The organism is Erythrobacter sp. Dej080120_24 (assembly GCF_036322605.1).
In the GTDB taxonomy this organism is placed as follows: Bacteria; Pseudomonadota; Alphaproteobacteria; order Sphingomonadales; family Sphingomonadaceae; genus Erythrobacter; species Erythrobacter aurantius.
Map to the genome: position 1 here is coordinate 1 of NZ_AP027262.1, position 22,504 is coordinate 22,504.

Here is a 22,504-nt window from a genome sequence, read left to right on the forward strand (position 1 = left end):
GAAACATGCGTTCGTGGGCACAGAGAAGCTATGCCTGTCTAAGCGTCGATAATACTTCCTGGAAGCAATTCCGGGGGACAGGGGAGTGTTGGGGAAGCACATGGTGCAGAAAATTGACAAGGCGCGGTCCACGCGCCGCAGCTCGGACGAAGATTTGATGGAAGATGCCGAAGCAGTGAACCTGGCCGCCGATTGGGCCGACATCAGCCAGGGCCTGCGCAAGGATCTTGGTCACCAGCTTCACAGCCAGTGGATCAAGCCGATCCAGGTTGGCGGCATCAACAAGGAAAACGGAACGCTCGACCTGTTCCTGCCGACGGAGTTTTCGGCCAATTGGGTCAAGGACCGATTCCACGATCGCCTGCAACTGGCATGGAAGATCATGCGCAGCGACGTGCGCAATGTGAACATCCAGGTTCATCCCGGACGCCGTCAATTGCCCGAACTCCGGCTCGACGATGGCCGCCGCCCCGCCAATGACGGCGCGAGCGCGATTGCGGTTGCTGCAGGCACGATCGGAGATGCCGGGTTCACCAGCTCTGTCGGGCTTGACCCATCGCTGACCTTTCAGGCTTTCGTCACCGGCGAAGCGAACGTGCTCGCCTGCAACGCGGCGCAACGCATGGCGGCGACCGAACAGCCGCAATTCTCGCCGCTGTATCTCAAGGCGGCGACCGGTCAGGGCAAGACGCACCTGCTGCACGCCATCGGCCACGGCTTCCTGCAAGCCCACCCGCGCGCGCGCATTTTCTACTGCAGCGCCGAACGCTTCATGGTCGAATTCGTGCAGGCGCTCAAAGCCAACCAGATGATCGAGTTCAAGGCGCGCCTGCGCAGTTTCGATCTGCTGCTGGTGGACGATATCCAGTTCATCATCGGCAAGGCTTCGGCACAGGAAGAGCTGCTTTACACGATCGACGCGCTGCTGGCCGAAGGCAAGCGTCTGGTGTTCGCTGCCGACCGTGCGCCGCAGGCGCTGGATGGCGTCGAACCGCGTCTGCTTTCACGCCTGTCGATGGGCCTCGTCGCCGATATTCAGGCGGCCGATATCGAGCTGCGCAAGAAGATCCTCGAATCCAAGCTGTCGCGCTTTGCTCCGCTGTCGGTGCCCGAAGACGTGATCGAATTCCTCGCCCGCACCATCACGCGCAACGTGCGTGAACTGGTCGGCGGCCTGAACAAGCTGATCGCTTATGCCCAGCTGACGGGTCAGGAGGTTTCGCTGCAACTGGCAGAGGAGCAGCTTACCGACATCCTTTCGGCAAACCGCCGCCGGATCACCATCGACGAAATCCAGCGCACCGTTTGCCAGTTCTATCGCATCGACCGCAGCGAAATGTCGTCGAAGCGCCGCGCCCGCGCCGTGGTGCGCCCGCGTCAGGTGGCGATGTATCTGTCCAAGGTGCTGACCCCGCGCAGCTACCCGGAAATCGGGCGCAAGTTCGGCGGGCGTGACCATTCGACGGTTATCCACGCGGTGCGCCTGATCGAAGACCTGCGCCAACGCGATGCCGACATGGACGGCGATGTGCGCAGCCTTTTGCGGCAACTCGAAAGTTAATTCGCACACAATCTGCACATGATCCGCACAGCTTGATCGACAGGGCCATCAACAGCCCTGTCGACAGGCTATTCACAATCTGTGCACATGCTGCCAACAGGTTGCGCCATGGATACCGCACCGCGCCCCGCCGCCGAAATCGCCCTGCCCGCCGGATGGGGCGCAGCATTGGTGCGGGGCGCGCGCTGCCGCTGCCCGCGCTGCGGGGAGGCGCCGCTGTTCCGGCAATGGCTGAAGCCGGTCGATACCTGCGCGCATTGCCGTCAGGACTGGTCGGTGCAGCAGGCCGATGATTTCCCGGCCTATATCGGTATATTCGTGGTCGGGCATCTGCTTGCCCCCGTCATCATTTTCATGATCGCGACGCTCGGCCTTTCGGCCTGGGTCACGCTTGCGGTGATGCTGCCGGTGGCGGTGGTGATGCTGATCGCGATGTTGCAACCGACCAAGGGGGCGGTTATCGCTTTCCTTTGGTGGCATGGCGTGGGCGCATTCGTGCAGGAACGGCCCATAGCCACGCCTGAATCCACGGGTGACGTTTGAGCCTTCCGCCTGCCCTTTCCCCTGCCCGGCTGGACCGGTTTGCGCGCCATATCGTGCTGCCCGAAGTGGGCGGCGCGGGGCAGGTCGCGCTGGCGGGAAAGCATGTCGCGGTGATCGGCCTCGGCGGGATCGGCAGCCCCGCGCTGCAATATCTCGCAGCCGCCGGGATCGGGCGCTTCACCCTCGTCGATGACGATGTGGTTGATGCCAGCAATCTGCAACGCCAGACGATCTTCACCACCCGCGATGTCGGCCATGGCAAGGCAACCAGTGCGCGCCGCTGGCTCGCCAATTTTGACGATGCGCTCGAAGTCACGCTGAGCGACAGCCGCATCACCCCCGATAACGCCGCCAGCCTGATCGAAGGCGCCGATCTGGTGCTCGACGGGACCGACAATTTCGCGACGCGGCTGGCGGTGTCGGATGCCTGTGTGCAGGCGGGCATTCCGCTGCTGTCGGCGGCTGTGGGCCGGTTTCAGGGGCAGGTCGGAGCCTTTGCCGGGCATTTGCCCGATTCCCCCTGCTACCGCTGCTTTGTCGGCGATGCCTTCGATGCCGAAGATTGCGACACCTGCGCCGAAGACGGGATGCTGGGCGCGATGGCCGGGTGGACCGGCAGCTTTGCCGCGATGCAGGCGGTTCGCGTGCTGTTGACGGGCGTCAGCCGCTTCGGCCAGCCGATGTGGGGCAAGCTGCACATCCTCGACGGCATGCAACCCGGAATGCGCACCCTGACGATCGCGAAAGACCCGGGCTGCAAAGGGTGCTAGAATTCATACAACTTTTGTGAATAATTTTAAAACTGCGCTTTCGATTCAAGACCGATCAAGATTGACTTTTCTTTCTAGCTCTCATTTTCTTGCAGAAGCTTCTGAAAGGGGGAATCGCAGATGCGCGCGTTGAAAGTCACGCTTGCCTTCGGCTTGTTGGTAACCTTGGTAGGCTGCGACGGTGCCATATTCGGCGGAGCTGATGCGGACTGTGGAAGCGATGATGCGCTCAAAGCAATCGACACGCTATTTAAAGAAGAGCTTGAGTTCGCGCTTCAAGAAAGCCTCGCAGATCAAAAGGAACTAGGCTCTTATGATGCGGCCGAACTCGAGGATGCAGTAAAAGGGGCTAGCCTGAAATTGGAGGATGTGCGGACTTCACGTGACGACCCAGACAGTTCGCGTCTCTCTTGCAAGGCAATATTGGTTCTGGATCTTCCGGACGACGTAGAAAAAGAGGCGAACGATGTTCGGATCATGGCAGAACTCGGTACTGTCCGTGAGGCAGCTAACAGATTTCGTCTCAAGCGCCGTGGTGGAACCTACAGTGGCGACTTTTCCTATTTCGTCCAACCGACAGACGATGGAAATAAGCTATATGCAGAAATTGATGATGATGCCGTTCAGTTGCAGTTCTTGACGGAGATCATCGGCTCATATCTGCTCTCCGACGAAATTCGCGAAGTGAAAATTGCTCAAGATCAAGCGCTTGCCGAAGAAAGGCGTGCCGAGAGGGAGGCAAGAGAAGCTTACGAAGCAGAGGGCGCCGCCGCCCTGAATACCGCGCAAATAGAGCGCAAGTTAGCTTCAGAATCTATAAATGCAGTTTGGAATTCTATGCCTATTGCAGCTCAAAAAAGCATTGAAGATGTCCACAATGCATGGGTTCAACAAATGAAGGCACTATGTTCAGCCGAGTCTGCTGGAACTGATGACAGAGCCACAATGCGTAAGGCTGAGGAACTATCATGCCAAACCAGATTTGTGCGATCTTGTGCGAACATTCTTCGCGGAAATATTTCTCGAAGATCAGACGATTGGGCTTATTGCAGAATTAGGTCTTGATGCATCCCAGAACCTAAGAAGAGGTTTTCCTACTCACCCGATTGCTGTCATTGCCGGCAATGCTCTTTCATAATGTGGATCGCCCGGAATTTTTTAAAAATCGGAGAAGTGTCAATTTCGCTTTTTCCGAGCAAGTGGCTGTAAATTATTATCAAATCACGCAGAAGACGGCATTTCACCGTGTCGCCTTTGTCAACTTCCTTCGCAGGTGCAGCATTGGCCTTCAGGCACCCAGCACCTCCGCCACCCATTGCGGCACCAGTTCGCCTGCCAGGCCGTGTCGGCTCTCGCTGAAGAAGTGGCTGCCCTCGCTCGGCTCAAGGTTCAGCTCCAGCGTCGCCGCGCCATTGGCCCGCGCTTCCTGCACGAAACCCGCCGCCGGATAGACCGCGCCGCTGGTGCCGATGCTGACGAACAGGTCGCAGCTTTCCAGCGCGCGGTAGATGCGTCCCATCTGGTACGGCATCTCGCCGAACCACACCACGTCGGGGCGCAGCGTTGGCGCGGCACAGACAGGGCATGGCGGCCGGTCAATCATGGCTGCATCCCAACGGCTGCGCATTTCACAGGAGGTGCACAGCGCGCTCTTCAATTCGCCATGCATGTGCAGCACCCGCGCCGAACCGCCGCGTTCGTGCAGATCATCGACATTCTGCGTCACCAGCAGCAGTTCGCCTGAAAACTCGCGTTCAAGCCGTGCCAGCGCGACGTGAGCCGGGTTCGGCTCCGCCCGGCCCAGAGCTTTGCGCCGCGCGTCGTAAAAGCCGAGCACCAGATCGGGATTGCGCGCGAACCCTTCAGGCGTGGCGACGTCCTCCACCCGGTGCTGTTCCCACAGCCCTCCGGCAGACCGGAAAGTGTCGATCCCGCTCTCGGCGGAAATGCCTGCGCCGGTCAGGATCACGATGCTGCTTGGTCGGTCTGCCATGTGGCCGGAATGTTTACGATTCTGCGTTAACGCGCAAGCCACCATGAGCGCGAATGCCAATTCCGATTACCGCCCCGATATCGACGGGCTGCGCGCGCTCGCGGTGTTGCCCGTGCTGCTTTATCATGCAGGCGTACCGGGATTTTCAGGCGGATTTATCGGTGTCGATATCTTCTTCGTCATCTCCGGCTTCCTGATCACCGGGATCATTGCGCGCGAGATTGACGCGGGCGGGTTTTCAATCCTCACCTTCTACGAACGCCGCGCGCGCCGCATCCTGCCCGCGCTGCTCGCCATGATCGCTTTCGTGCTGGTGGGCGCAAGCTGGCTGTTCCTGCCCAGCGATTTCGAAAAGGTTGGCCCGTCGGCGCTGGCAGCGATCTTCTTCCTCGCCAATGTCTGGCTGTTCACCGAAACCGGGTATTTTCAGGCAACGGCCGAAACGACCCCGCTGCTCCACACATGGTCGCTGGGGGTGGAGGAACAGTTCTATATCGGCATGCCTGTGCTGCTGATCCTTGTCGCCCGCTTGGCGCCGGGTTGGCGGCTGAAGAGTGTGATCGCGTTCACCGTCATAAGCTTTGGCTGGGCGGTGCTGAAACAGGCGGATACCGACGGCTTTGCCTTCTACATGCTGCCGACCCGCGCATGGGAGCTGTTCGCCGGATCGCTGCTGGCGCTGGGCGCAGTGCCTGCGATCCGCAACCGCTGGCTGGCGGAAGCGATCTGTGCCGTCGCCCTGGCCGCGATCGTCTGGGCAACTGCCAGCTATGATTACAACACCGTTTTTCCCGGCACGGCCGCCCTCGCCCCCGTGCTTGCCGCCGCGGCACTGATCCATTGCGCACCGGGGACATGGACCGGCAGGCTGCTGTCGCTCAAAGGGCCGGTCTGGATTGGGTTGATCAGTTACTCGCTCTACCTGTGGCACTGGCCGCTGATCGTGTTCTGGCAATACGGCTTTGACGGGGAACAGACCGCCATCCATTCCGCCGGGTTGATAGCGGCGTCGATAGCTATCGCATGGGCCAGTTGGCGTTGGATCGAACAACCGTTCCGCAGCAAGGCTAGCTTCCCCACGCAGCGCGTCTGGCGCTGGGGTGCAGGCGGCATGGGGATCGCCTCAGCCGCCGCGCTGGCATTGGTGATACAAGGGGGATGGGACAGCCGCTTTGACGAGCGGACCCTCAAATTCGCGCGCGCTGCCGGCGATTACAGCCCGGCGCGCGGGCAATGCACGGTCACACGGGTCTCCGAGTTCTCGGACGAATGCACGCTGGGGGCAGATGCAAGCCCAAGCGCCATCGTCTGGGGCGACAGCCACGGGGTGGAAATCGCATGGGTGCTGGGTGAGCAATACGCACAGCGCGGGCAGTCGGTCGGCCAGCGCACCCGCGGATCATGCCCGCCCGTGCTAGGCTATGATCCTGCGAAGGACCCGGATTGTGCAGTGTTCAATCGCAATGTGATGGCCGAGATCGCGGCGGCTCCTTCAATCGAGAAGGTCTATCTCGCGGGGTACTGGGTCAGCGACAATTACCGCGAAGCGCAGGTTGATTATCATATCGGACGCACGCTCGATGAACTGCGGGCTTTGGGCAAGGAAGTGGTGCTGATCGGCCCGATCCCGTCGCAGCGCAAATCCGTTCCGCGTCTGCTCGCGCTTGAAGGCGCGGGGGTGCCTACGCGTTCCGCCAGCGGCTTTGCCGAAGCGACCGCGTGGTTCACGCAGAACTACCCGGATTGGAAAGCGAAAGGTGCCCAGATCATCGAACCGCTCGGTCACCTCACCCGTGATGGCCGGACGATCATCGTTGCGGGTGACACGCCGCTCTATTACGACAGCCATCATCTGAGCCTGGCAGGCGCGCGGTTCCTGCTGGGTCATCATGCGGCGGGACAGCTGGCAGGCGAGCTGCCCTGCAATGCCCGCGCGGAGGCTGGAGATCGTCAGAATGGCACAATTTGCAGTGATCGGTCACAAGGGCCGGATGGGCCAAGCGCTATCGCAGGCTATCGAGGAAGCCGGCCATAACCTGTGCGTCGGCGTGGACGTCGGCGGCAATCCGGGGCCGCTGGTTGGCCGCTGCGACGTGATCGTCGATTTCTCCGCCCCAGACGCGCTGCAAACCAACCTCGGCGCGGCAAAGGTTGCGGGCATTCCGATACTGATCGGCACCACGGGACTAGAGCCCGAGCATTTCGTAATGCTCGACGACGCGGCAAAGGCGGTGCCTGTGCTGCAGACAGGCAACACATCGTTGGGCGTCACACTGCTCGCCCATCTGGTTCGCGAAGCGGCGGCGCGGCTGGGCAGCGACTGGGATATCGAAGTGCTGGAAATGCACCACCGCGCCAAGGTCGATTCCCCATCCGGCACGGCCAAGCTGCTGGGACAGGCCGCCGCTGACGCGCGCGGGATCGATCTGACCGACAATATGGAAAGCGGCCGCCACGGCTATACCGGGCCTCGCGGGCAAGGCCACATCGGCTTTGCCACATTGCGCGGCGGCACCGTTGCGGGCGAGCACAGCGTGATCTTCGCCGGGGAGCAGGAACGCATCACCCTGTCGCATTCAGCCGAAGACCGGATGATCTTCGCACGCGGCGCCGTTCGTGGAGCGCAATGGCTGATTGGCCGAAATCCGGGGCGCTATTCGATGGCGGATGTGCTTGGCCTCTGACCAACGATAACGACAATAAGGGATGGAGGGTAACGTGGCAGACAGTCCGCAGGCGGCGACGCAGGCCTATATCAATTCGCTCGGGCCGGAGGCGCTGGAACTCGCGCGGGCCTATACGCTGGGCAATCACTGGTTGATCCTGTGGGGACTGATCGTTTCCGCGCTCGTGACCTGGGTGATCGTGAAAAGCGGGGTGCTGGACAAGGTTCACGCCATGCTGAGCGACCGCTGGACCAACGCCCGCGTGTTCCTCGTCGCGATTGCCTTCACCATCGTCAGCACGCTGCTGACCCTGCCCTATGCGCTCTACACCGATTGGTGGAGGGAGACGGAATACGGCCGCACCAGCCAGCCGCTTGGCGATTTTCTGTCACAAGGCGCGATCGGTCTGGTGTTGTCGAGCGTGATCGGCGGGCTGTTCTTCATCGGCCTCTATTTCCTGCTGCGCCGCGCTGGCCGCGCATGGTGGGCATGGGCGGGCGGACTGGTTGCCGTCACCATCTCAGCCGCGCTGCTGTTGTCGCCGGTGGTGATCGAGCCGCTGTTCAACGATTACCAGCCCGTGCCCGAAGGCGAAGTGCGCGACGCTATCCTCGTCATGGCGAAAGAGGCGGACATCCCCGAAGACCGCATCTTCATCTATGACGGATCGCGCCAGTCGAACAATTTCACCGCCAATGTTTCCGGCATCGGCGGATCGGCCCGTATCGCGATATCCGATGTCGCGCTGACAGAGGCATCGCTGGATGAAGTGCGCGCGGTGACGGGGCATGAAATCGGCCATTACGTGCTGGGCCATGTGTGGCGATCCATCGGCGTGCTTTCGGTGCTGGCGGTGGCGGTGTTCTTCCTGACGGCGCGGACATACCCCTTCTTCGCCCGGCTGTTCGGCAGTTCCGCCGCGATTGACGATGTGCGCGGCCTGCCCGTCTTCCTGTTTGTCGTAGGGCTGTTCTTCACCCTCGCCCAGCCGATCACCAACACGCTGACCCGCGTCGGGGAGCGCGAGGCGGACCAATATTCGCTGGAGACGGTGAACCTGCCCGATGCGCTATCGGGCGCGCTGATCAAGACCGCCGAATACCGCTATCCGCAGGCTGGGCCGGTGGAAGAGGCGATCTTCTACACCCACCCAACGGTCGAAAACCGGGTGCGCGCCGCGATGGAGTGGAAAGCCGCAAACCCGCCCGCGAACGGCGGCGAATGACACGAAGCAGATGACCAAGGACCAGATTTTCGAATTCTTCCGCCGTCTGGCGGAGGACAATCCCGAGCCCGAAACCGAGCTGGAATATGGTAACGCCTATCAGCTGGTGGTGGCAGTCGCCCTGTCCGCGCAGGCGACCGACGTGGGCGTGAACAAGGCGACGCGGGCGCTGTTTGCCAAGGTGAAGACGCCGCAGGAAATGCTCGATCTGGGGCTCGATGGGTTGATCGATCACATCAAGACGATCGGCCTGTTCAATTCCAAGGCGAAGAACGTGATCGCGCTCTCGCAATTGCTGATCGACGAATATGGCGGCGAAGTGCCGGACACGCGCGAAGACCTCGTGCGACTACCCGGCGTGGGGCGAAAGACGGCGAACGTGGTGCTCAATTGCTGGTTCAAGCAGGAAACCTTTGCGGTCGACACCCACATCCTGCGCGTCGGCAACCGCACCGGCCTCGCCAAAGGCAAAACCCCCGAACAGGTCGAGGCAAAGCTCGAAAAGCGGGTGCCGCAGCCCTTCCGCCTGCACGCGCATCATTGGCTGATCCTGCACGGGCGTTATGTCTGCAAGGCGCGGACGCCGGAGTGCTGGCGGTGCGGGCTGGTGGACCTGTGCAGCTTCAGGAAGAAGGTGCTGGAGAAGTCTAGGGGGCGAGCATGAGCGACGCCTATTCTAAACTTCGTGATGCGGTTGCTTGCTTGGCGTCATCCGCTGACAGCCAATCGTCTCATCTCGATGAATTATTTGCGCCTATAGATGGCAACAAATCGAAATACCGGAACTGCGATGAACTAGCGCTAGAGTTTGAGGACGCATTTCTAGAAGGAAAGGGGCCAGCGGCGAAGCTTTTCAACGAGAATCAAAAGTCGCTGATCGAAGACCTCGACAACTATCTCAAGTCCGTCTCGGGCCAAGCGAACTGGCAATTCTGGGAGCGCGATGCGCTATTCACCGACGACCGTTGGGATCATGTTCGCAAGCTTGCGACGAGAGCATTAGATCGACTGCCTCCGATCAAGTAACTTCCTAAACATCGTCCGCCGAGATCATCTCTGCCCGATCAATCTCGCCCGTCATGCTCGCCACCGTAGTCGCCACCGCCGCGTCGCCGCTGACGTTGGTGGTGGTGCGCATCATGTCCATGATCCGGTCGATGCCTGCGACCAGCGCAATCGTCTCAAGCGGCACGCCGACCGCGCCGAACACCAGCACCATCATGATCAGGCCCGCGCCCGGAATGCCCGCTGCGCCGATGGCGCCGAGCGTTCCCAGCACCGAAATCATCACGTAATCGCCCCATGACAGGTCCACGCCGAACACCTGTGCACCGAACAGCGTCGCAAGGCCCAGATACATCGCGGTGCCGTTCATATTGATCGTCGCGCCCAGCGAGATCACGAAGCTCGCGACCGAGTTCGACACGCCAAGGTTGCGCCTTGCGCAGCGCAGCGTGACGGGGAGGGTCGCATTGGAACTGGCAGTCGAATAGCTAACCGCCATCGCATCGACGATGCCGCGGAAGAAATCGATCACTGGCAGCTTCGCCAAAAACTTGATCATCCCGGCATAGATCAGCCCGATGATCAGGAAGCAGCCGAGGTAGTTCAGGAACACAAGGATGCCGAGCGCCTGCAGCGCCTCCAGCCCCAGCGTGCCGGCCACCCACGCCATCAGCGCGAATACGCCGAAGGGGGTGAGTTCCATCACGATCATCGTGACCTTCTGCATCACCACGCTGCCGCTATCGAAGATCTTGAGGACCGGCTCGCCCTCTTCCTTCGCCATCAGGATGCCTATCCCGATCAGCAGCGAAAAGATGATGAGCGGCAAGACGTTGACGTCAGCCATCACCTGCACCGGGCTGGACGGCACCATTTCGAGGATCATCTGCGATATCGTCACCCCGTCCTGCTGCCGCGCCTGAGCGCGTTCGAGCGCGGCGGCATCGAGCTGCATGCTCGAGGTGTCCAGCCCCGATCCCGGAGTAAAAAATGTGCCGATTGCAAGGCCGAGCCACACAGCCATCTGCCCGGTCACCACGAACAACAGCATCGCTCGCCAACCCACACTGCCAAGCTTGGAAAGATCGCCGATGCTGGCAACGCCTGCAACGAGGCTGAAGAAGATCAGCGGAACAACGAGCATCTTGATGAAGGCGATGAAGATGTCGCCCACGATCTTGATGCTTTCGGCACCCGGTCCCCAGACATAACCGACGATGATGCCGAGGATCAGCGCCGCGATAACCCGCTGCCACAGCGGAATTGCAAACCAGGCTTTCATGTGGACTACGCCCCTTCGTGTTCTGTTTTCAGCGCCAGCGCCTCCAGCGCCGCGCGTGTGTAGATGCGAGTAAGCACATCAAGGTCGGGTATGGCTACTGCCTCGTCGCGCTTATGCATCGTCGCGTTGCAAAGGCCGAACTCGATCACTGGGCAAACGGCGCGCAGGAAACGTGCATCGGACGTGCCGCCGGTGGTCGATTGTTCGGGCTTCAAACCCGTTTCGGCTTCGATCGCATCAGCGAGCATATGCGAAAATGCACCCGGTTCTGTGAGGAACGGCTCGCCCGAAATGATCGGCAGCGCGGTGCCACCGTGCTTCTCGGCAATCGCCACCACGCGCTCCGAAAGGCTCGCGCCCGAATGCAGATCGTTGAAGCGGATCGAAATGCGCGCCTTGGCCTGCGCCGGGATGACATTGTGCGCCTTGTTGCCGACTTCCATGTCGGTGATCTCGAGGTTCGACGGCTGAAACCAGTCGGTTCCGGTGTCGAGCACCAGCGAATCGAGTTCCGCCAGCATCGCCACCAGCTTGGGGATCGGGTTGTCCGCGAGGTGCGGATAGGCGACGTGGCCCTGCGTGCCGTCCACCGTCAGCCAGATATTGACCGAACCGCGCCGCCCGATCTTCATCATGTCGCCCAGACGGTTGACGCTGGTGGGTTCGCCGACAAGGCACAGATCGGGCCGGATGCCCTGTGCGTTCATGTAGTCGATCAGCGCGCGCGTGCCGTGCAGCGCGGGGCCTTCTTCGTCGCCGGTGATGATGAAGCTGATCGTGCCCGCATCCTGCGGCACATCGGCAACGGCGGCGACCATGCAGGCGATCGCGCTCTTCATGTCCACCGCGCCGCGACCGTAAAGCAGCTCTCCCTCGATCGTCGGCTCGAACGGATCGGTGTGCCAGCCTTCACCCGGAGGCACCACGTCGAGATGCCCGGCGAAGGCAAAATGCCTCGATCCTTCGGGACCGCGGCGAATGGCGAACAGGTTTTCAACCGGAGCCTCGTCGCTGCCTTCCTCGCCTTCGCCACGGCAAAACCGGTGGATGTCAAAACCCAGCGGGGCGAGCATGGCCTCCAGCTCGTCAAAAACCGTTCCGGTTGCGGGGGTAACGCTGGGCGCGGCAATCAGGCGCTTGGCGTAATCGAGTGCGTCGCTCATGATGGCACTGCTAGCAGGAGAAGTGCCCCATGCCCAAGCTCGATCTTGATGCGATCCCGCAATCGAACGCGACGGGCTATCCCGCGCCCTTCGATGCGGAAGTGCAAGGGCGATGGTGGCGCAGGCTTGCACCCGCTGGCGGGCTGACAATGATGGGGGCAAGCCATGTGGTTTTAAAGCCGGGCGCATACTCGTCGCAGCGGCATTGGCACCGGGGGCAGGACGAACTGGTGGTGATGCTGGCGGGTGAGGCTGTCTTGATCGAGGACGAAGGGGAAACCATCGTCAAAGCGGGCGAAGTCCTGGCATGGGCAGCCGGTGTCGAAAACGGGCACCGGCTGCACAACCGCACCGATACCGATTGCGTCTTCATCGCCATCAGCGCCGGATCGCGCGAGGCGGACAGCGGCGTCTATTCGGATATCGACATGGTCTTCAATGCGGATGGCTATTTCCGCAAGGATGGTACGCCCTATCCTACCCAGCGGTTGCCCTGATCGGCTCGCATGGACATTCTCGGTTTCGCCTTTGCAGTCCTGCTGATCGAACTGACGCCCGGCCCGAATATGGGCTGGCTGGTCATGCTCACCCTTGCCGAAGGGCGCAGGTCAGGGTTGGCCGCTATTGGCGGAATCGCACTGGGTCTGTCCGCCAACGCCGCGATAAGCGCGCTTGCCGCCAGCTTCATCCTGCAGCAGAGCGAGGTGATCGCGCAGGCGATATCGGTCCTTGGCGCGAGCATGATGGGTTTCCTCGCTTGGCAGGCGTGGCGCGATGCCGGGGAGAGTTCTCCTGCAGCAACTCCTCGGCACTCGGATCATCGTAACTTCGTGGCCGGGTTCGTCATCAACCTTCTCAATCCGAAGGCCACGCTGTTCTTCGTTACAGTCATGCCGCAATTCGTCGAGGGCGGCCGGCCGGGCTATGATCAAGCGCTGATCCTCGCCATCATTAGCGTTGTCATTGCCACGGCCATTCACCTGGCGCTGGTGCTGGGCGCGCAGCAATTTCGACCGGTCCTGATGAGCGGCAATCGCTCGCGTATCGTTCGGCGAACGCTGGCGTTGATGATGCTCGGCGTGGGCCTGTGGTTCCTCGCCAAAGCCTTTTTCTAGCGCCGCTCCGGCTCTGGCAGAGGTCCGGAAGCAAAGGCGCTCTCGAGAAGCTCCGCGATCCGCAGCCCTGCCTGCTGCACCCGCTGTTTCGCAATAGGAACACCGCGCACGATGTCTTCTTGAGTCAGGGCAGTCTTCATCGGCAGGTCGCCGTCGCAGACATCATCGGTGTCGAAAGCGGTGGGATAGACGAAGCTGCGGCTGATTTCCCAGCTTTCGCGGCCCCAATCCGCCGGAGAGCCACCTGCCAGTGCACCACGCTCGGCGGGCGAATAGCGGCGCACCACCGGGTCTGCCGGATCGCTGATCGCGCGCTCGGCCAAGGGGCCGTCCCAGATCCAGTGAAGGTTGAGGCTCGGCACAATCCCGTAATCGGTTTCGCGGTCGTTGCCGCCGCGATCATCCTTGTCGCCCGAATGCAGCGGCATGTGCACATCGCCCGCGAAATGGACCATGAAGGCAAGCGCCTCAAGCCGCACATTGTCGGGCAGGCTTTCATCCGCCAGCACCCGGTGTGCGCGTTCGATCTGAGCGGTGACGCAGTTGCCACCCGAACAATTAGCACGCGGATTGAAGGCCTCGCAGATCGGCGCGGTGCGGTAATGCCATGCTGCGGTGTAGCCCCAGCGCCAGAAACTGCGACGGATGCAATCGGGCCAAACGCTCGCATCCTCGATCGTCGCCAGCGGGCATTCGGGCGTGCCGATCAGCTTTTCTGCGCGCATCAGCCGCTCGATCTTCGCCCGGACCTCGGGCGAGACATTGGCCTCGGCAATCTCGGCGGTCTTGCGGTGGGCATAGAATCCCCACGCCTGCGCCGGAGCGGGCAGCATCAGCGCAAGCGCGCACAGGGCGGCAAGGAAGTGCTTCATCCCACGCCCTCGTATTGCTCGATCACCCACTGCTCTTCCTCCGAAGCGCTGATCCACTGTTCCATCCACGGATGCTCCCAGATCGCCTGCATATAACTCTGCGCGAAACCCGGGACGCCGATGCCGTAGGTCATGAAACGGGAAACGACCGGAGCGTAGAAAATATCCGCCGCCCCGAAAGTGCCGAACAGAAACGGCCCTGAACTTCCGTGACGCGCGCGTGCCTCAGCCCAGAGCTGCAGGATGCGGACGACTTCGCCCTTGGTCTGCTCGGACAGATTCTGGAGCTGGATGCGGCGGCGCACATTCATCGGCATTTCGCTGCGCAAGCTGGCGTAGGAGCTGTGCATTTCCGCCACCATCGCCCGCGTCATGCCGCGTGCGGCCTCTTCCTTGGGCCAGAAACGATCCCGACCGACCTTGTCACCGAGGTATTCCATGATGGCGAGGCTGTCCCACACCACCACATCGCCATCCCACAGGATCGGCACCTTGCCGCTTGAAGGCTGGAATTCGTCGTTCTGTTTGCGCTGGTCCCATTGTTCGCCCAGCATCGGGACGGTGATCTCTTCAAAGTGCAGTCCGGACTGCTTGACCGCAAGCCAGCCCCGCAGGGACCAGCTCGAATAGTTCTTGTTTCCGATGATCAGCTTCATGCGTGCCTGCTCCACCTTGCGGGACTGCGAATGGGATCGGCCCTAGATATTCAGTCTTTCACTGTCGAGCCTGAACGGCGAAATTGGTTTGTCGTTTTCGCGTCAGGGCCTAGAAGTTGTCCTATGAACCTACCGCCATTCCACCTCGCCTTCCCTGTCCATGATCTCGCCGCAGCGCGCGCATTCTATGGCGGCGTGATGGGCTGCCCCGAAGGCCGTTCTTCAGACGAATGGATCGACTTCGATTTTCACGGTCACCAGATCGTCGCCCATCTGTCGGGCGATGCGGGGGACCGCACCAGCAATCCGGTCGACGGGCATGACGTGCCCGTGCCGCATTTCGGCCTCGTGCTCGACATGGATGTCTGGGAGGCGCTGGCCGAAAGGCTGAAAGCCGCCGGGACCGAATTCGTGATCGAGCCGACAATCCGCTTCAAAGGCAAGCCGGGCGAACAGGCGACCATGTTCCTGCGCGATCCTTCGGGCAATGCGCTCGAATTCAAGGCCTTCGCAGACATCGGCCAGCTGTTTGCGAAATAGCGCAAGCTGCAATCGGGGAATCACGCGCCACAAGGGGGACAATTGGGCGGAACATGGGCGAAGAAATCGGCAGCGATCACTTCACGCAAGACGACTTCAGGGAATTCGGCGAACGGCTGGCGCGTGAGACGACCCTAATCCGCAAGTTGCAGGACGAAGGCGGACTTTCCGATGTTGGGCCGGTGATCGGACTGGAACTCGAAGCATGGCTGATCGACCACAATTTCTTCCCCGCTCCGCACAATCAGTCATTCCTGGCCCGGCTGGGCAGCGAGATGGTGGTGGCCGAGTTGTCGCGCTTCAATATCGAGATCAACACGCCGGTTGAGGAGATCGCCGGCGAAGGGCTGGCGCGGATGCATGCAAGCATCTCGGAAACCATGCGACAATGCGCCTCCAACGCGCATGACGATGTCGACACGGTGATCGCCATCGGCACGCTGCCGACCTTGCGCGAAACCGACATGTCGCTGGAAATGATGACCCCGTCCAATCGCTATGCCGCACTCAATCGCGAAGCGATGCGGAGCAGGGGTGGCGCACCGATTGTGTTCGACATCGATTGCTGCACGGGCGCAGGAGAGGACTTTACCACCTCGTATCAGGACGTGATGGCGGAAGCCGCCACAACCTCGCTGCAACTGCACCTGCAACTCGCCGCAGACCGGATGCGTGCGGCCTATAACGCTTCCTTGTTGCTCAGCGCGCCCTTGGTGGCGATTTCGGCCAATTCACCGCTGCTGTTCGGAAAACCGCTGTGGCACGAAACGCGCATCCCGGTGTTCGAACAGGCGCTGGCACAACCCAGTCCGCATCAGCGCGTCACTTTCGGCTCGGGCTATGCTTCGCTCGATCTGGTGGAGATATTCGAGGAAAATCTCGAACTTTACCCTGTCATGCTGCCGGTCTGCGCGGATGCGCCTGACAGCGACTTCAAATGCCTCAAGCTGCACAACGGCACGCTGTGGCGCTGGGTCAGGCCGCTGGTCGGCAAGAGCAGCGACGGGAAACCGCACATCCGCATCGAACAACGCGTCATGCCCGCCGGGCCGAGCGTGCTCGACATGATGGCCAATGCCGCGTTCTATTTCGGCGTGGTTGAGGAACTGGCCGAGTATATCGACGCGGCAACAGCAGAGGTTCCGTTCGAGGCCGCGCGCGCCAATTTCTACGCCGCCGCACGCCATGGGCTCGGGGCCGAAATCGAATGGTTTGGGAAGAACCGGCGGCGCAGCGTGGTGAGCGTGCTCGACGATCTCCTGCCTATGGCCGAGCGCGGCCTGCGCAGGCAGGGGATGGCCGAACATCTGATCGACAAATATCTGTCGACGATTGCGATGCGGCTCGCCTCGAAACAGAACGGCGCGGCGTGGCAGCTGGCGCATCTTGAACGTCATGGGGACGTCCACCGGCTGACGGCAGATTACCTTGCGCATCAGAAATCGGGCCTGCCCGTTCACGAATGGGCGATCTGAGAGGCGTTTGACCGGTGACGAGCCTGACGATCCTTGACCGCGTGCCCGAAGGGCTGCTGGATACCGCAGCACGTGATCTGGGCAAGGTTCTGGACGGCCCGACCCTGATCGAGCTTGGCGCAGGCGACCGCGCGCCGCTGTTCGTGTCGGTGCTGCTCCACGGGAACGAGGATTCGGGTCTGGGTGCGATCCAGCGGGTCTTGCGGACCTATGCGGACAAGCCATTGCCGCGCCCTCTGATGATCCTGATCGGCAATGTCGCGGCGGCGAGCAAGGGGCTGCGGCGGCTGGATGGTCAGCCCGATTTCAACCGGGTCTGGCCCGGCTGCGAGGAAGACGAAGACAGCGACGAAGCACGGATCATGGCGGATGTGCACCGCAAGGTGATCGCGCGCCGCGCCTTTGCCGCGATCGACATCCACAACAACACCGGGCGCAATCCGCACTATGCCGTCGTCTGCGTGCGCGAGCCCGAGGTGATGGCGCTGGCCGCGCGGTTCGCTCCGCGCGCGGTGCTGTTTCGCGGGTTGCCGGGCACGCAGACTTCCTCTTTCAGCGGACTGATCCCTGCGATCACGATCGAATGCGGTCAGCCGGGGTGCGCGGCCAATGCGGCCGCCGCAGCCGATCTGTTGCATAATGTGCTGGTGCTGGACGATCTGGCGACGGCTCCGGGCGGCGCTCGTTCCGCGCTATATCACACGCTTGCGCGGGTTCGGGTTAAGCCTGAAGTCGCCATTGGCGTGCACAGCAACGGCGCATGGCTGGCGCTGGAACCGGAGCTTGACCGTCACAATTTCAGCCATGTCGAACCCGGCTTCCGCTTCGGTTCGACAAACCATCCCATGCCCGTCGAGGTGGTGGACGAACAGGGGCAGGACGTGGCCCACGACTACTTCGTAGTAGAGGATGGCGAATTGCGGGTGAGGCAGGATGTCATCCCGGCGATGCTGACCGTGGATGAACGCATCATCCGGCAGGATTGCCTATGCTACATCATGGAGGAATTGCCGTGAGGCACGCCTAGAGTGCGTCCAGGAAACCTTCACCCAGCGCGTCGCTGATCACGGCAGCGCGCAGCGCGGCGATACCCATGCCCTTTTCGCTGCTGGTCAGGTGCAATTGCGGAAAGGCAGCGACATGCTTCTTTGCCTCGTCGGCGACCTTGTTCGCCACGCGCTCAAGCTCGCTCGCCTTGATCTTGTCGGTCTTGGTCAGGACGATGCGATAGCCGACGGCTGCCTCGTCGAGCATCTTCATCATCTCGCGATCGACATCCTTGAGGCCGTGGCGGCTGTCCACCAGCACGAGATTGCGCGCCAGCACCTGCCGCCCGCGAAGGTAGCTCTTCACAAGGCCTTTCCACCGCTCGACCACCTTCACCGGCGCCTTGGCAAAGCCATAGCCGGGCATGTCGACCAGCCGGAACAGCGGCTCGCCACCCGGTTCACCGCCGACGTCAAAGAAATTGAGCTCCTGCGTGCGCCCCGGCGTGACCGATGCGCGGGCGATCGCCTTGCGCCCCGTCAGCGCGTTGAGCAGCGATGACTTGCCGACGTTCGACCGTCCGCAAAACGCGATTTCGGGGACAATCGGATCGGGCAGGAATTTCAGTTGCGGCGCGGACAACAGGAAGTCGACGCGACCTGAAAACAGGCGCGAGGCGGCGTCTTCCCTATGCTGCTGTGCGCGCTCTTCTTCGGGCGTCACGCTTTGCTCTTTTCCGCCTTCTCAGCCTTTTCGCGCTCAGCCTTGCGAGCCATTTCGGCTTTCTCCTTCTCCGCCGCCGCACGCAATTGCGGGTGCTTTGAGTAGAGGTATTTCTGCTGCGCGAGCGTCAGGATGTTCGAGGTGACCCAGTAGAGCAGCAGGCCGGCGGCAAACGGAGCCATGACAAACATCAGGATCCACGGCATCAGATTGAATATCTGCTGCTGCATTGGATCCATCGCCGAAGGGTTCAGCTTGAAAGTAAGCCACATCGTGACGCCCAGCAGGATCGCCAGCGGCCCGATAGCAAGGAAGCCCACGACCTCGAACGGCAGAAGCCCGAACAGGTTCAGCACGTGCGCAGGATCAGGCGCCGACAGGTCGCGGATCCACAGAATGAAAGGTTCGTGGCGCATCTCGATCGCAAGAACCAACACCTTGTAGAGCGCGAAGAAGATCGGAATCTGGATCAGCAAGGGGAGGCATCCGGCCAGCGGATTGACGTTCTCCTCCTTGTACAGCTTCATGATTTCTTGCTGCTGTTGCTGCTTGTCGTCCTTGTAGCGCTCCTGGATCGCCTTCATCTTGGGCTGGACGGCCTTCATCTGCGCCATCGACGCAAACTGCTTTTGCGCGATCGGGAACATCGCCCCGCGAATGATCAGGGTCAGCAGGATGATGGCGACACCGAAATTGCCTGCCCACGAATTGAGGTGCCGCAGCAGCCACAGGAACGGCTTTTCGAACCACTCGAACCAGCCCCAGCTGATCAGCTTGCCGAAATAGGTGATCCCGGTGTCTTCATAGCTGTCGAGCACGGTGCTTTCCTTGGCACCGACAAACAGCCGTGTGGTTTCGGTAAGCGTTCCGCCAGCGGGTACGGTTTCCGCCTGATAACGCAGCACCGCGCGGAAGAGGTCGTCGCCCAGCGATTCGAACCCGACCGTGCTGGACTGTCCGTCACCCTTGACCAGCGCCGATGCCCAGTAGTTGTCGGTAAAGCCAAGCCAGCTTGGCACACCGGCCGGAACTTCACTGCCCAGTTCGGCGAGTTCGGCATAGGAATGCGGGTCCCACAGCGTCCCGTCGAACACGCCGATGGGGCCGGCATGGGCAATGAACTGATCGGGCGTTGCGGTGGTGCTGGTGCGCTTGATGAAGGCAAAGGGTTCGACGATCGCGGCGTTTTCGCTGCCGTTGCTCACCGATTGCTCCGCCGTGATCATGAACTGATCGTCGATCGACAGGCGAACCTTGTAGGTCACGCCAGTGGCGTCGCTGCGGGTCAACGTGACGGGTGTTTGCGGCGTCAGGCGAGCGCCATCGGCCTGCCACACGGCACCATCGGGCATGATCTGACCGCCGGTCTTGAACCCGAATGCGGCGAAGTACTGGCCATCTGTCCGCTCAGGCGCGAAGATGCGGACAGGGCCGGAGTCTTCCTCCACCGTTTCGCGGTAATCCTTGAGCACGATGTCGTCGATCCGCGCGCCGACCAGGTTGATCGATCCCGCGACGCGCGGGGCATCAATCACGACGCGGTTTTCATCCGCCAGCGCCGCTGACAGATCGACCGGACCTTGCGGCACTGCCTGAACCTCACCAGCGCCATCTGCGGCTGCGACAGTCCCGGGGGCGCTGCTGGCATCGGTCAGTCCGGCAGTATCCAGTTCTGCGCCTGATGCGGCGACATCGGCCTCAGGGTAGAAATACCGCATCCCTTCGGTCCAGCCGAGGATAAGCAGGCCGGAAAGCAGTACGGCGAGCAGGAGATTACGCTGGTTGTCCAAGATAGTGCCCTAAAGTCTGACTTCGAAGTGTATTACATAGGTGCGACAGCAACCCGTTCCTAGTCCCTTTGGCTTGCGCACTAGGGAACAGGATCGTGGCCGTGCCCTCCCCACGGATGACAGCGCCCTATACGCTTTATTGCGAGCCATCCACCCTTGAGAACGCCATATTTTCCGAGCGCCTCGATCGCATACTGGCTGCATGAAGGGGAATAACGGCAGGTGGGCGGCAGAATCCGCGACGGACCCCATTGCCACAACCGGGCAACAAAGATGAGGACGTGCTTCACCTGCCCGGCTGCCGCTGGCGATTTCCGCGATTGGGGCGACGTCCGCGGGCATCGTCACCTTTGCCGTCGGCGGCTCGTGCGAGGACTTTCTCCAGCTCGGCAGCCATGATCTGGAAATCACGCTCCACGCCGCCCGCGCGCCCGATCAGCACATGATCGTGATCAGGCAGGCCATGGTGGGGCAAGGCTGAGCGCAGGAGTTCGCGAAAGCGCCGCTTCATCCGGTTGCGCACGACTGCATTGCCGATTTTCTTGGTGACTGTGATGCCATAGCGGATGCCCTGTCCGCCGTTGGGCCGCGTCAACAGCACGAACCCGGTTCGCGCATTGCGCAAACCCTTGTTCGCTGCGAGGAAATCAGCGCGTTTGGTAAGAACGGAGACCATCGCGGTTCCTGTAACGCAAACGGGCTCCCGAAGGGAGCCCGCAAGGGCGACTGCCCGTCGCCGCTATTGCGGCGTAGCCAAGCGGGCCGGATGGCCCAAGCCCGGCGCCTGAGGGCGCCGGAAAATTAGGCGCAGAGCTTCTTGCGGCCGCGCTTGCGACGGGCGCGCAGAACCTTGCGGCCACCCGGGGTTGCCTTGCGAGCGAAGAAACCGTGCCGACGGGCACGCACGAGATTGCTGGGCTGGAAAGTCCGCTTCATGATATCCTCAAATTCCTAAGTGGCGCGGCATTGTGGGTGATTGGGCCACCCGGCAGACCTCGCCGAAAACCTTGGCGCTCTGGTTCGAGCAGCCATGACAGGCGCGCGCAGTTATGGGAAAGCGGCGCGCGAGTCAACAACAGACGCGTCAAGCTGCGCCAGATTGATTGTCTCGAGATCTCCATAATCAAGGACCGGAACCAGCGCATGCGCCACCATCGGCTGCCAGTCGAGCTCGATCTGCGGCGCGCCCGGCCGCGCCAGCGCGATAATGGCCGTGCTTTGAGCAATCCGGTCAATCACGAAGGGATCGAAAACGGGCGCGCGATCATCCGCCAGCCAAGGGCGCATGTCGGAAGCTCCGAGCCAGAGCGCGCTGTCATGCGGCACCGAATTGGTCATCTCGTAGAAGTTGCGGGCCTGCGTCTCGGTCATGCCCATTTCGACATAATAGTCGAGATAAAGACGATGCGCGGGATGATCGGCGGCGAAGTCGTCAGCCTCGCGGCCATAGTTGTCGAGCCAGGAATGCACCGCGAATTGCGCGCTGTCGGCCATGGTCCTGGTGGCACCTGCCAGAAACAACTCGACCGCGCCCGAACGAACTGAGCCGCCATGCGGAACATGGGTGGCGATACCGGCGGCCCGGATGCGGCGGCCAACCGCGAGGTTGGCGATATCGTTGCTGGTTCCCGGTGCCTCCAGCATGTCGAGCTGTCGCAGCGCCGGGAAGTCGCGCAGCATGGCGTCAAACTGTTCGGGCGAAGCACTGTCGGTCGGGCCGATCATCATCGCGCTCGTCGGGCTGGTGACGGCAAAGGGGCCGTATTGCGCAAGAATACCCATGCGCGCAGGGCGGGCAACCCGCTGGGCATAGCGGGTGGCTTCACGGGTCTCCTCGATCAGCGTTCCGTTGCGGTAGGTGGTCTTGACGGTCGCAAGGTTCTGCGCCGCTTCAGAAGCATCATCGGCGACACGCACCCATTGGCCGGTGACGGTATCCCATTCCTCGATCCAGCTCTCCGTTACCACGGTGCGGACGCTGCCTTGATTGCCGAACGACAGGCCCTGCGCAAACACGGGCGCGCTCAGCAGAGCAAGGTGCAGGATCGCAAAGAGGGCGGCGATGCGGTTCATCCTGCATGAACTACGCCGCACCCGGTTCAGGAAATCCGAAGTTCTATGCTTACGGCTTCGTTAGC

Annotated in this window: 25 protein-coding genes; 14 read left to right on the forward strand and 11 right to left on the reverse strand. The window is 61.6% G+C overall.

Going from position 1 to position 22,504, the window contains the following annotated elements:
• Nucleotides 1–100: 100 nt before the first annotated feature.
• The 4 genes from dnaA to AABA34_RS00020 all read left to right on the forward strand — a co-directional run bounded on the left by dnaA (nt 101) and on the right by AABA34_RS00020 (nt 3,939).
• Complete coding sequence (gene dnaA / locus AABA34_RS00005; RefSeq protein WP_034955497.1) at nt 101–1,561, forward strand: chromosomal replication initiator protein DnaA; 1,461 nt, start codon at nt 101–103, stop codon at nt 1,559–1,561.
• A gap of 108 nt (nt 1,562–1,669) precedes the next feature.
• Complete coding sequence (locus AABA34_RS00010) at nt 1,670–2,104, forward strand: DUF983 domain-containing protein (protein ID WP_338303404.1); 435 nt, start codon at nt 1,670–1,672, stop codon at nt 2,102–2,104.
• Nucleotides 2,101–2,874, forward strand: coding sequence for a HesA/MoeB/ThiF family protein (locus AABA34_RS00015; RefSeq protein ID WP_338303405.1), 774 nt, complete (start codon nt 2,101–2,103; stop codon nt 2,872–2,874). Before AABA34_RS00010 ends, AABA34_RS00015 begins: the two co-directional genes overlap by 4 nt.
• Nucleotides 2,875–2,994: 120 nt before the next feature.
• Nucleotides 2,995–3,939 (forward strand): hypothetical protein, encoded by a 945-nt coding sequence (locus AABA34_RS00020; RefSeq protein WP_034955503.1) that lies wholly within the window; start codon nt 2,995–2,997, stop codon nt 3,937–3,939.
• A 223-nt stretch (nt 3,940–4,162) separates the two neighbouring features.
• Here the strand turns inward: AABA34_RS00020 and AABA34_RS00025 are convergent, their stop codons facing one another.
• Nucleotides 4,163–4,867, reverse strand: coding sequence for an NAD-dependent deacylase (locus AABA34_RS00025; protein ID WP_034955504.1), 705 nt, complete (start codon nt 4,865–4,867; stop codon nt 4,163–4,165).
• A 43-nt stretch (nt 4,868–4,910) separates the two neighbouring features.
• Between AABA34_RS00025 and AABA34_RS00030 the strand changes: the two genes are divergently transcribed.
• From AABA34_RS00030 to AABA34_RS00050, 5 genes are read left to right on the forward strand one after another with little or no spacing between them, the layout of a single operon-like run.
• On the forward strand, nt 4,911–6,902 hold the full coding sequence (locus AABA34_RS00030; RefSeq protein ID WP_338303406.1) for an acyltransferase family protein: 1,992 nt from the start codon (nt 4,911–4,913) through the stop codon (nt 6,900–6,902).
• Nucleotides 6,823–7,551, forward strand: coding sequence for a 4-hydroxy-tetrahydrodipicolinate reductase (gene dapB, locus AABA34_RS00035; protein ID WP_338303407.1), 729 nt, complete (start codon nt 6,823–6,825; stop codon nt 7,549–7,551). The genes AABA34_RS00030 and dapB overlap by 80 nt, the downstream gene beginning before the upstream one ends.
• A 34-nt stretch (nt 7,552–7,585) precedes the next feature.
• Nucleotides 7,586–8,758: a M48 family metallopeptidase gene (locus tag AABA34_RS00040; protein ID WP_338303408.1), complete on the forward strand. Its 1,173-nt coding sequence runs from the start codon at nt 7,586–7,588 to the stop codon at nt 8,756–8,758.
• 10 nt (nt 8,759–8,768) lie between these two features.
• Complete coding sequence (gene nth, locus AABA34_RS00045) at nt 8,769–9,422, forward strand: endonuclease III (RefSeq protein ID WP_338303409.1); 654 nt, start codon at nt 8,769–8,771, stop codon at nt 9,420–9,422.
• Entirely contained in the window at nt 9,419–9,784 is a 366-nt protein-coding gene (locus tag AABA34_RS00050; protein WP_338303410.1) for a hypothetical protein, read from the forward strand. Before nth ends, AABA34_RS00050 begins: the two co-directional genes overlap by 4 nt.
• 4 nt (nt 9,785–9,788) lie before the next feature.
• On the opposite strand, the gene AABA34_RS00055 is transcribed toward AABA34_RS00050, so the two are convergent.
• Nucleotides 9,789–11,045, reverse strand: coding sequence for a dicarboxylate/amino acid:cation symporter (locus AABA34_RS00055; protein ID WP_252258895.1), 1,257 nt, complete (start codon nt 11,043–11,045; stop codon nt 9,789–9,791).
• A gap of 5 nt (nt 11,046–11,050) precedes the next feature.
• Nucleotides 11,051–12,208 (reverse strand): succinyl-diaminopimelate desuccinylase, encoded by a 1,158-nt coding sequence (gene dapE, locus AABA34_RS00060; protein WP_338303411.1) that lies wholly within the window; start codon nt 12,206–12,208, stop codon nt 11,051–11,053.
• A gap of 29 nt (nt 12,209–12,237) precedes the next feature.
• On the opposite strand from dapE, the gene AABA34_RS00065 reads away from it, so the two are divergent.
• Complete coding sequence (locus tag AABA34_RS00065; RefSeq protein WP_338303412.1) at nt 12,238–12,705, forward strand: cupin domain-containing protein; 468 nt, start codon at nt 12,238–12,240, stop codon at nt 12,703–12,705.
• A 9-nt stretch (nt 12,706–12,714) separates the two neighbouring features.
• Nucleotides 12,715–13,323, forward strand: a complete 609-nt coding sequence (locus AABA34_RS00070; RefSeq protein WP_338303413.1) for a LysE family translocator — start codon at nt 12,715–12,717, stop codon at nt 13,321–13,323.
• On the opposite strand, the gene AABA34_RS00075 is transcribed toward AABA34_RS00070, so the two are convergent.
• A complete protein-coding gene (locus AABA34_RS00075) occupies nt 13,320–14,195 on the reverse strand; it encodes a S1/P1 nuclease (RefSeq protein ID WP_338303414.1) in 876 nt (291 codons plus the stop codon). The two genes, AABA34_RS00070 and AABA34_RS00075, sit on opposite strands and share 4 nt — an antisense overlap.
• Entirely contained in the window at nt 14,192–14,851 is a 660-nt protein-coding gene (locus AABA34_RS00080) for a glutathione S-transferase family protein (protein WP_034955515.1), read from the reverse strand. Before AABA34_RS00080 ends, AABA34_RS00075 begins: the two co-directional genes overlap by 4 nt.
• Before the next feature lie 123 nt (nt 14,852–14,974).
• Between AABA34_RS00080 and AABA34_RS00085 the strand changes: the two genes are divergently transcribed.
• The 3 genes from AABA34_RS00085 to AABA34_RS00095 are packed head-to-tail and all read left to right on the forward strand — an operon-like array spanning nt 14,975 to nt 17,882.
• A complete protein-coding gene (locus AABA34_RS00085; protein WP_034955516.1) occupies nt 14,975–15,391 on the forward strand; it encodes a VOC family protein in 417 nt (138 codons plus the stop codon).
• Between the two features lie 53 nt (nt 15,392–15,444).
• Nucleotides 15,445–16,866, forward strand: coding sequence for a hypothetical protein (locus tag AABA34_RS00090; protein WP_034955517.1), 1,422 nt, complete (start codon nt 15,445–15,447; stop codon nt 16,864–16,866).
• A gap of 14 nt (nt 16,867–16,880) precedes the next feature.
• Nucleotides 16,881–17,882, forward strand: a complete 1,002-nt coding sequence (locus AABA34_RS00095) for a M14 family metallopeptidase (protein WP_338303415.1) — start codon at nt 16,881–16,883, stop codon at nt 17,880–17,882.
• Between the two features lie 7 nt (nt 17,883–17,889).
• On the opposite strand, the gene yihA is transcribed toward AABA34_RS00095, so the two are convergent.
• The 6 genes from yihA to AABA34_RS00125 form a co-directional block, all read right to left on the reverse strand.
• Nucleotides 17,890–18,576 (reverse strand): ribosome biogenesis GTP-binding protein YihA/YsxC, encoded by a 687-nt coding sequence (yihA, locus tag AABA34_RS00100; RefSeq protein WP_034955518.1) that lies wholly within the window; start codon nt 18,574–18,576, stop codon nt 17,890–17,892.
• The gene (gene yidC / locus AABA34_RS00105; protein ID WP_338303416.1) at nt 18,573–20,366 is read right to left on the reverse strand and encodes a membrane protein insertase YidC; all 1,794 of its coding nucleotides are present in this window, start codon (nt 20,364–20,366) and stop codon (nt 18,573–18,575) included. Before yidC ends, yihA begins: the two co-directional genes overlap by 4 nt.
• Nucleotides 20,367–20,446: 80 nt before the next feature.
• Nucleotides 20,447–20,656: a membrane protein insertion efficiency factor YidD gene (gene yidD, locus AABA34_RS00110; protein WP_084155814.1), complete on the reverse strand. Its 210-nt coding sequence runs from the start codon at nt 20,654–20,656 to the stop codon at nt 20,447–20,449.
• Nucleotides 20,653–21,042 carry a ribonuclease P protein component gene (gene rnpA / locus AABA34_RS00115; protein ID WP_338303417.1) on the reverse strand — a complete coding sequence of 130 codons (390 nt, stop codon included), beginning with the start codon at nt 21,040–21,042 and terminating at the stop codon, nt 20,653–20,655. Before rnpA ends, yidD begins: the two co-directional genes overlap by 4 nt.
• A gap of 125 nt (nt 21,043–21,167) precedes the next feature.
• Complete coding sequence (gene rpmH, locus AABA34_RS00120) at nt 21,168–21,302, reverse strand: 50S ribosomal protein L34 (RefSeq protein ID WP_034955521.1); 135 nt, start codon at nt 21,300–21,302, stop codon at nt 21,168–21,170.
• Nucleotides 21,303–21,413: 111 nt separating this feature from the next.
• Nucleotides 21,414–22,439, reverse strand: a complete 1,026-nt coding sequence (locus tag AABA34_RS00125; protein ID WP_338303418.1) for an alpha/beta hydrolase — start codon at nt 22,437–22,439, stop codon at nt 21,414–21,416.
• Between the last annotated feature and the right edge of the window lie 65 nt (nt 22,440–22,504).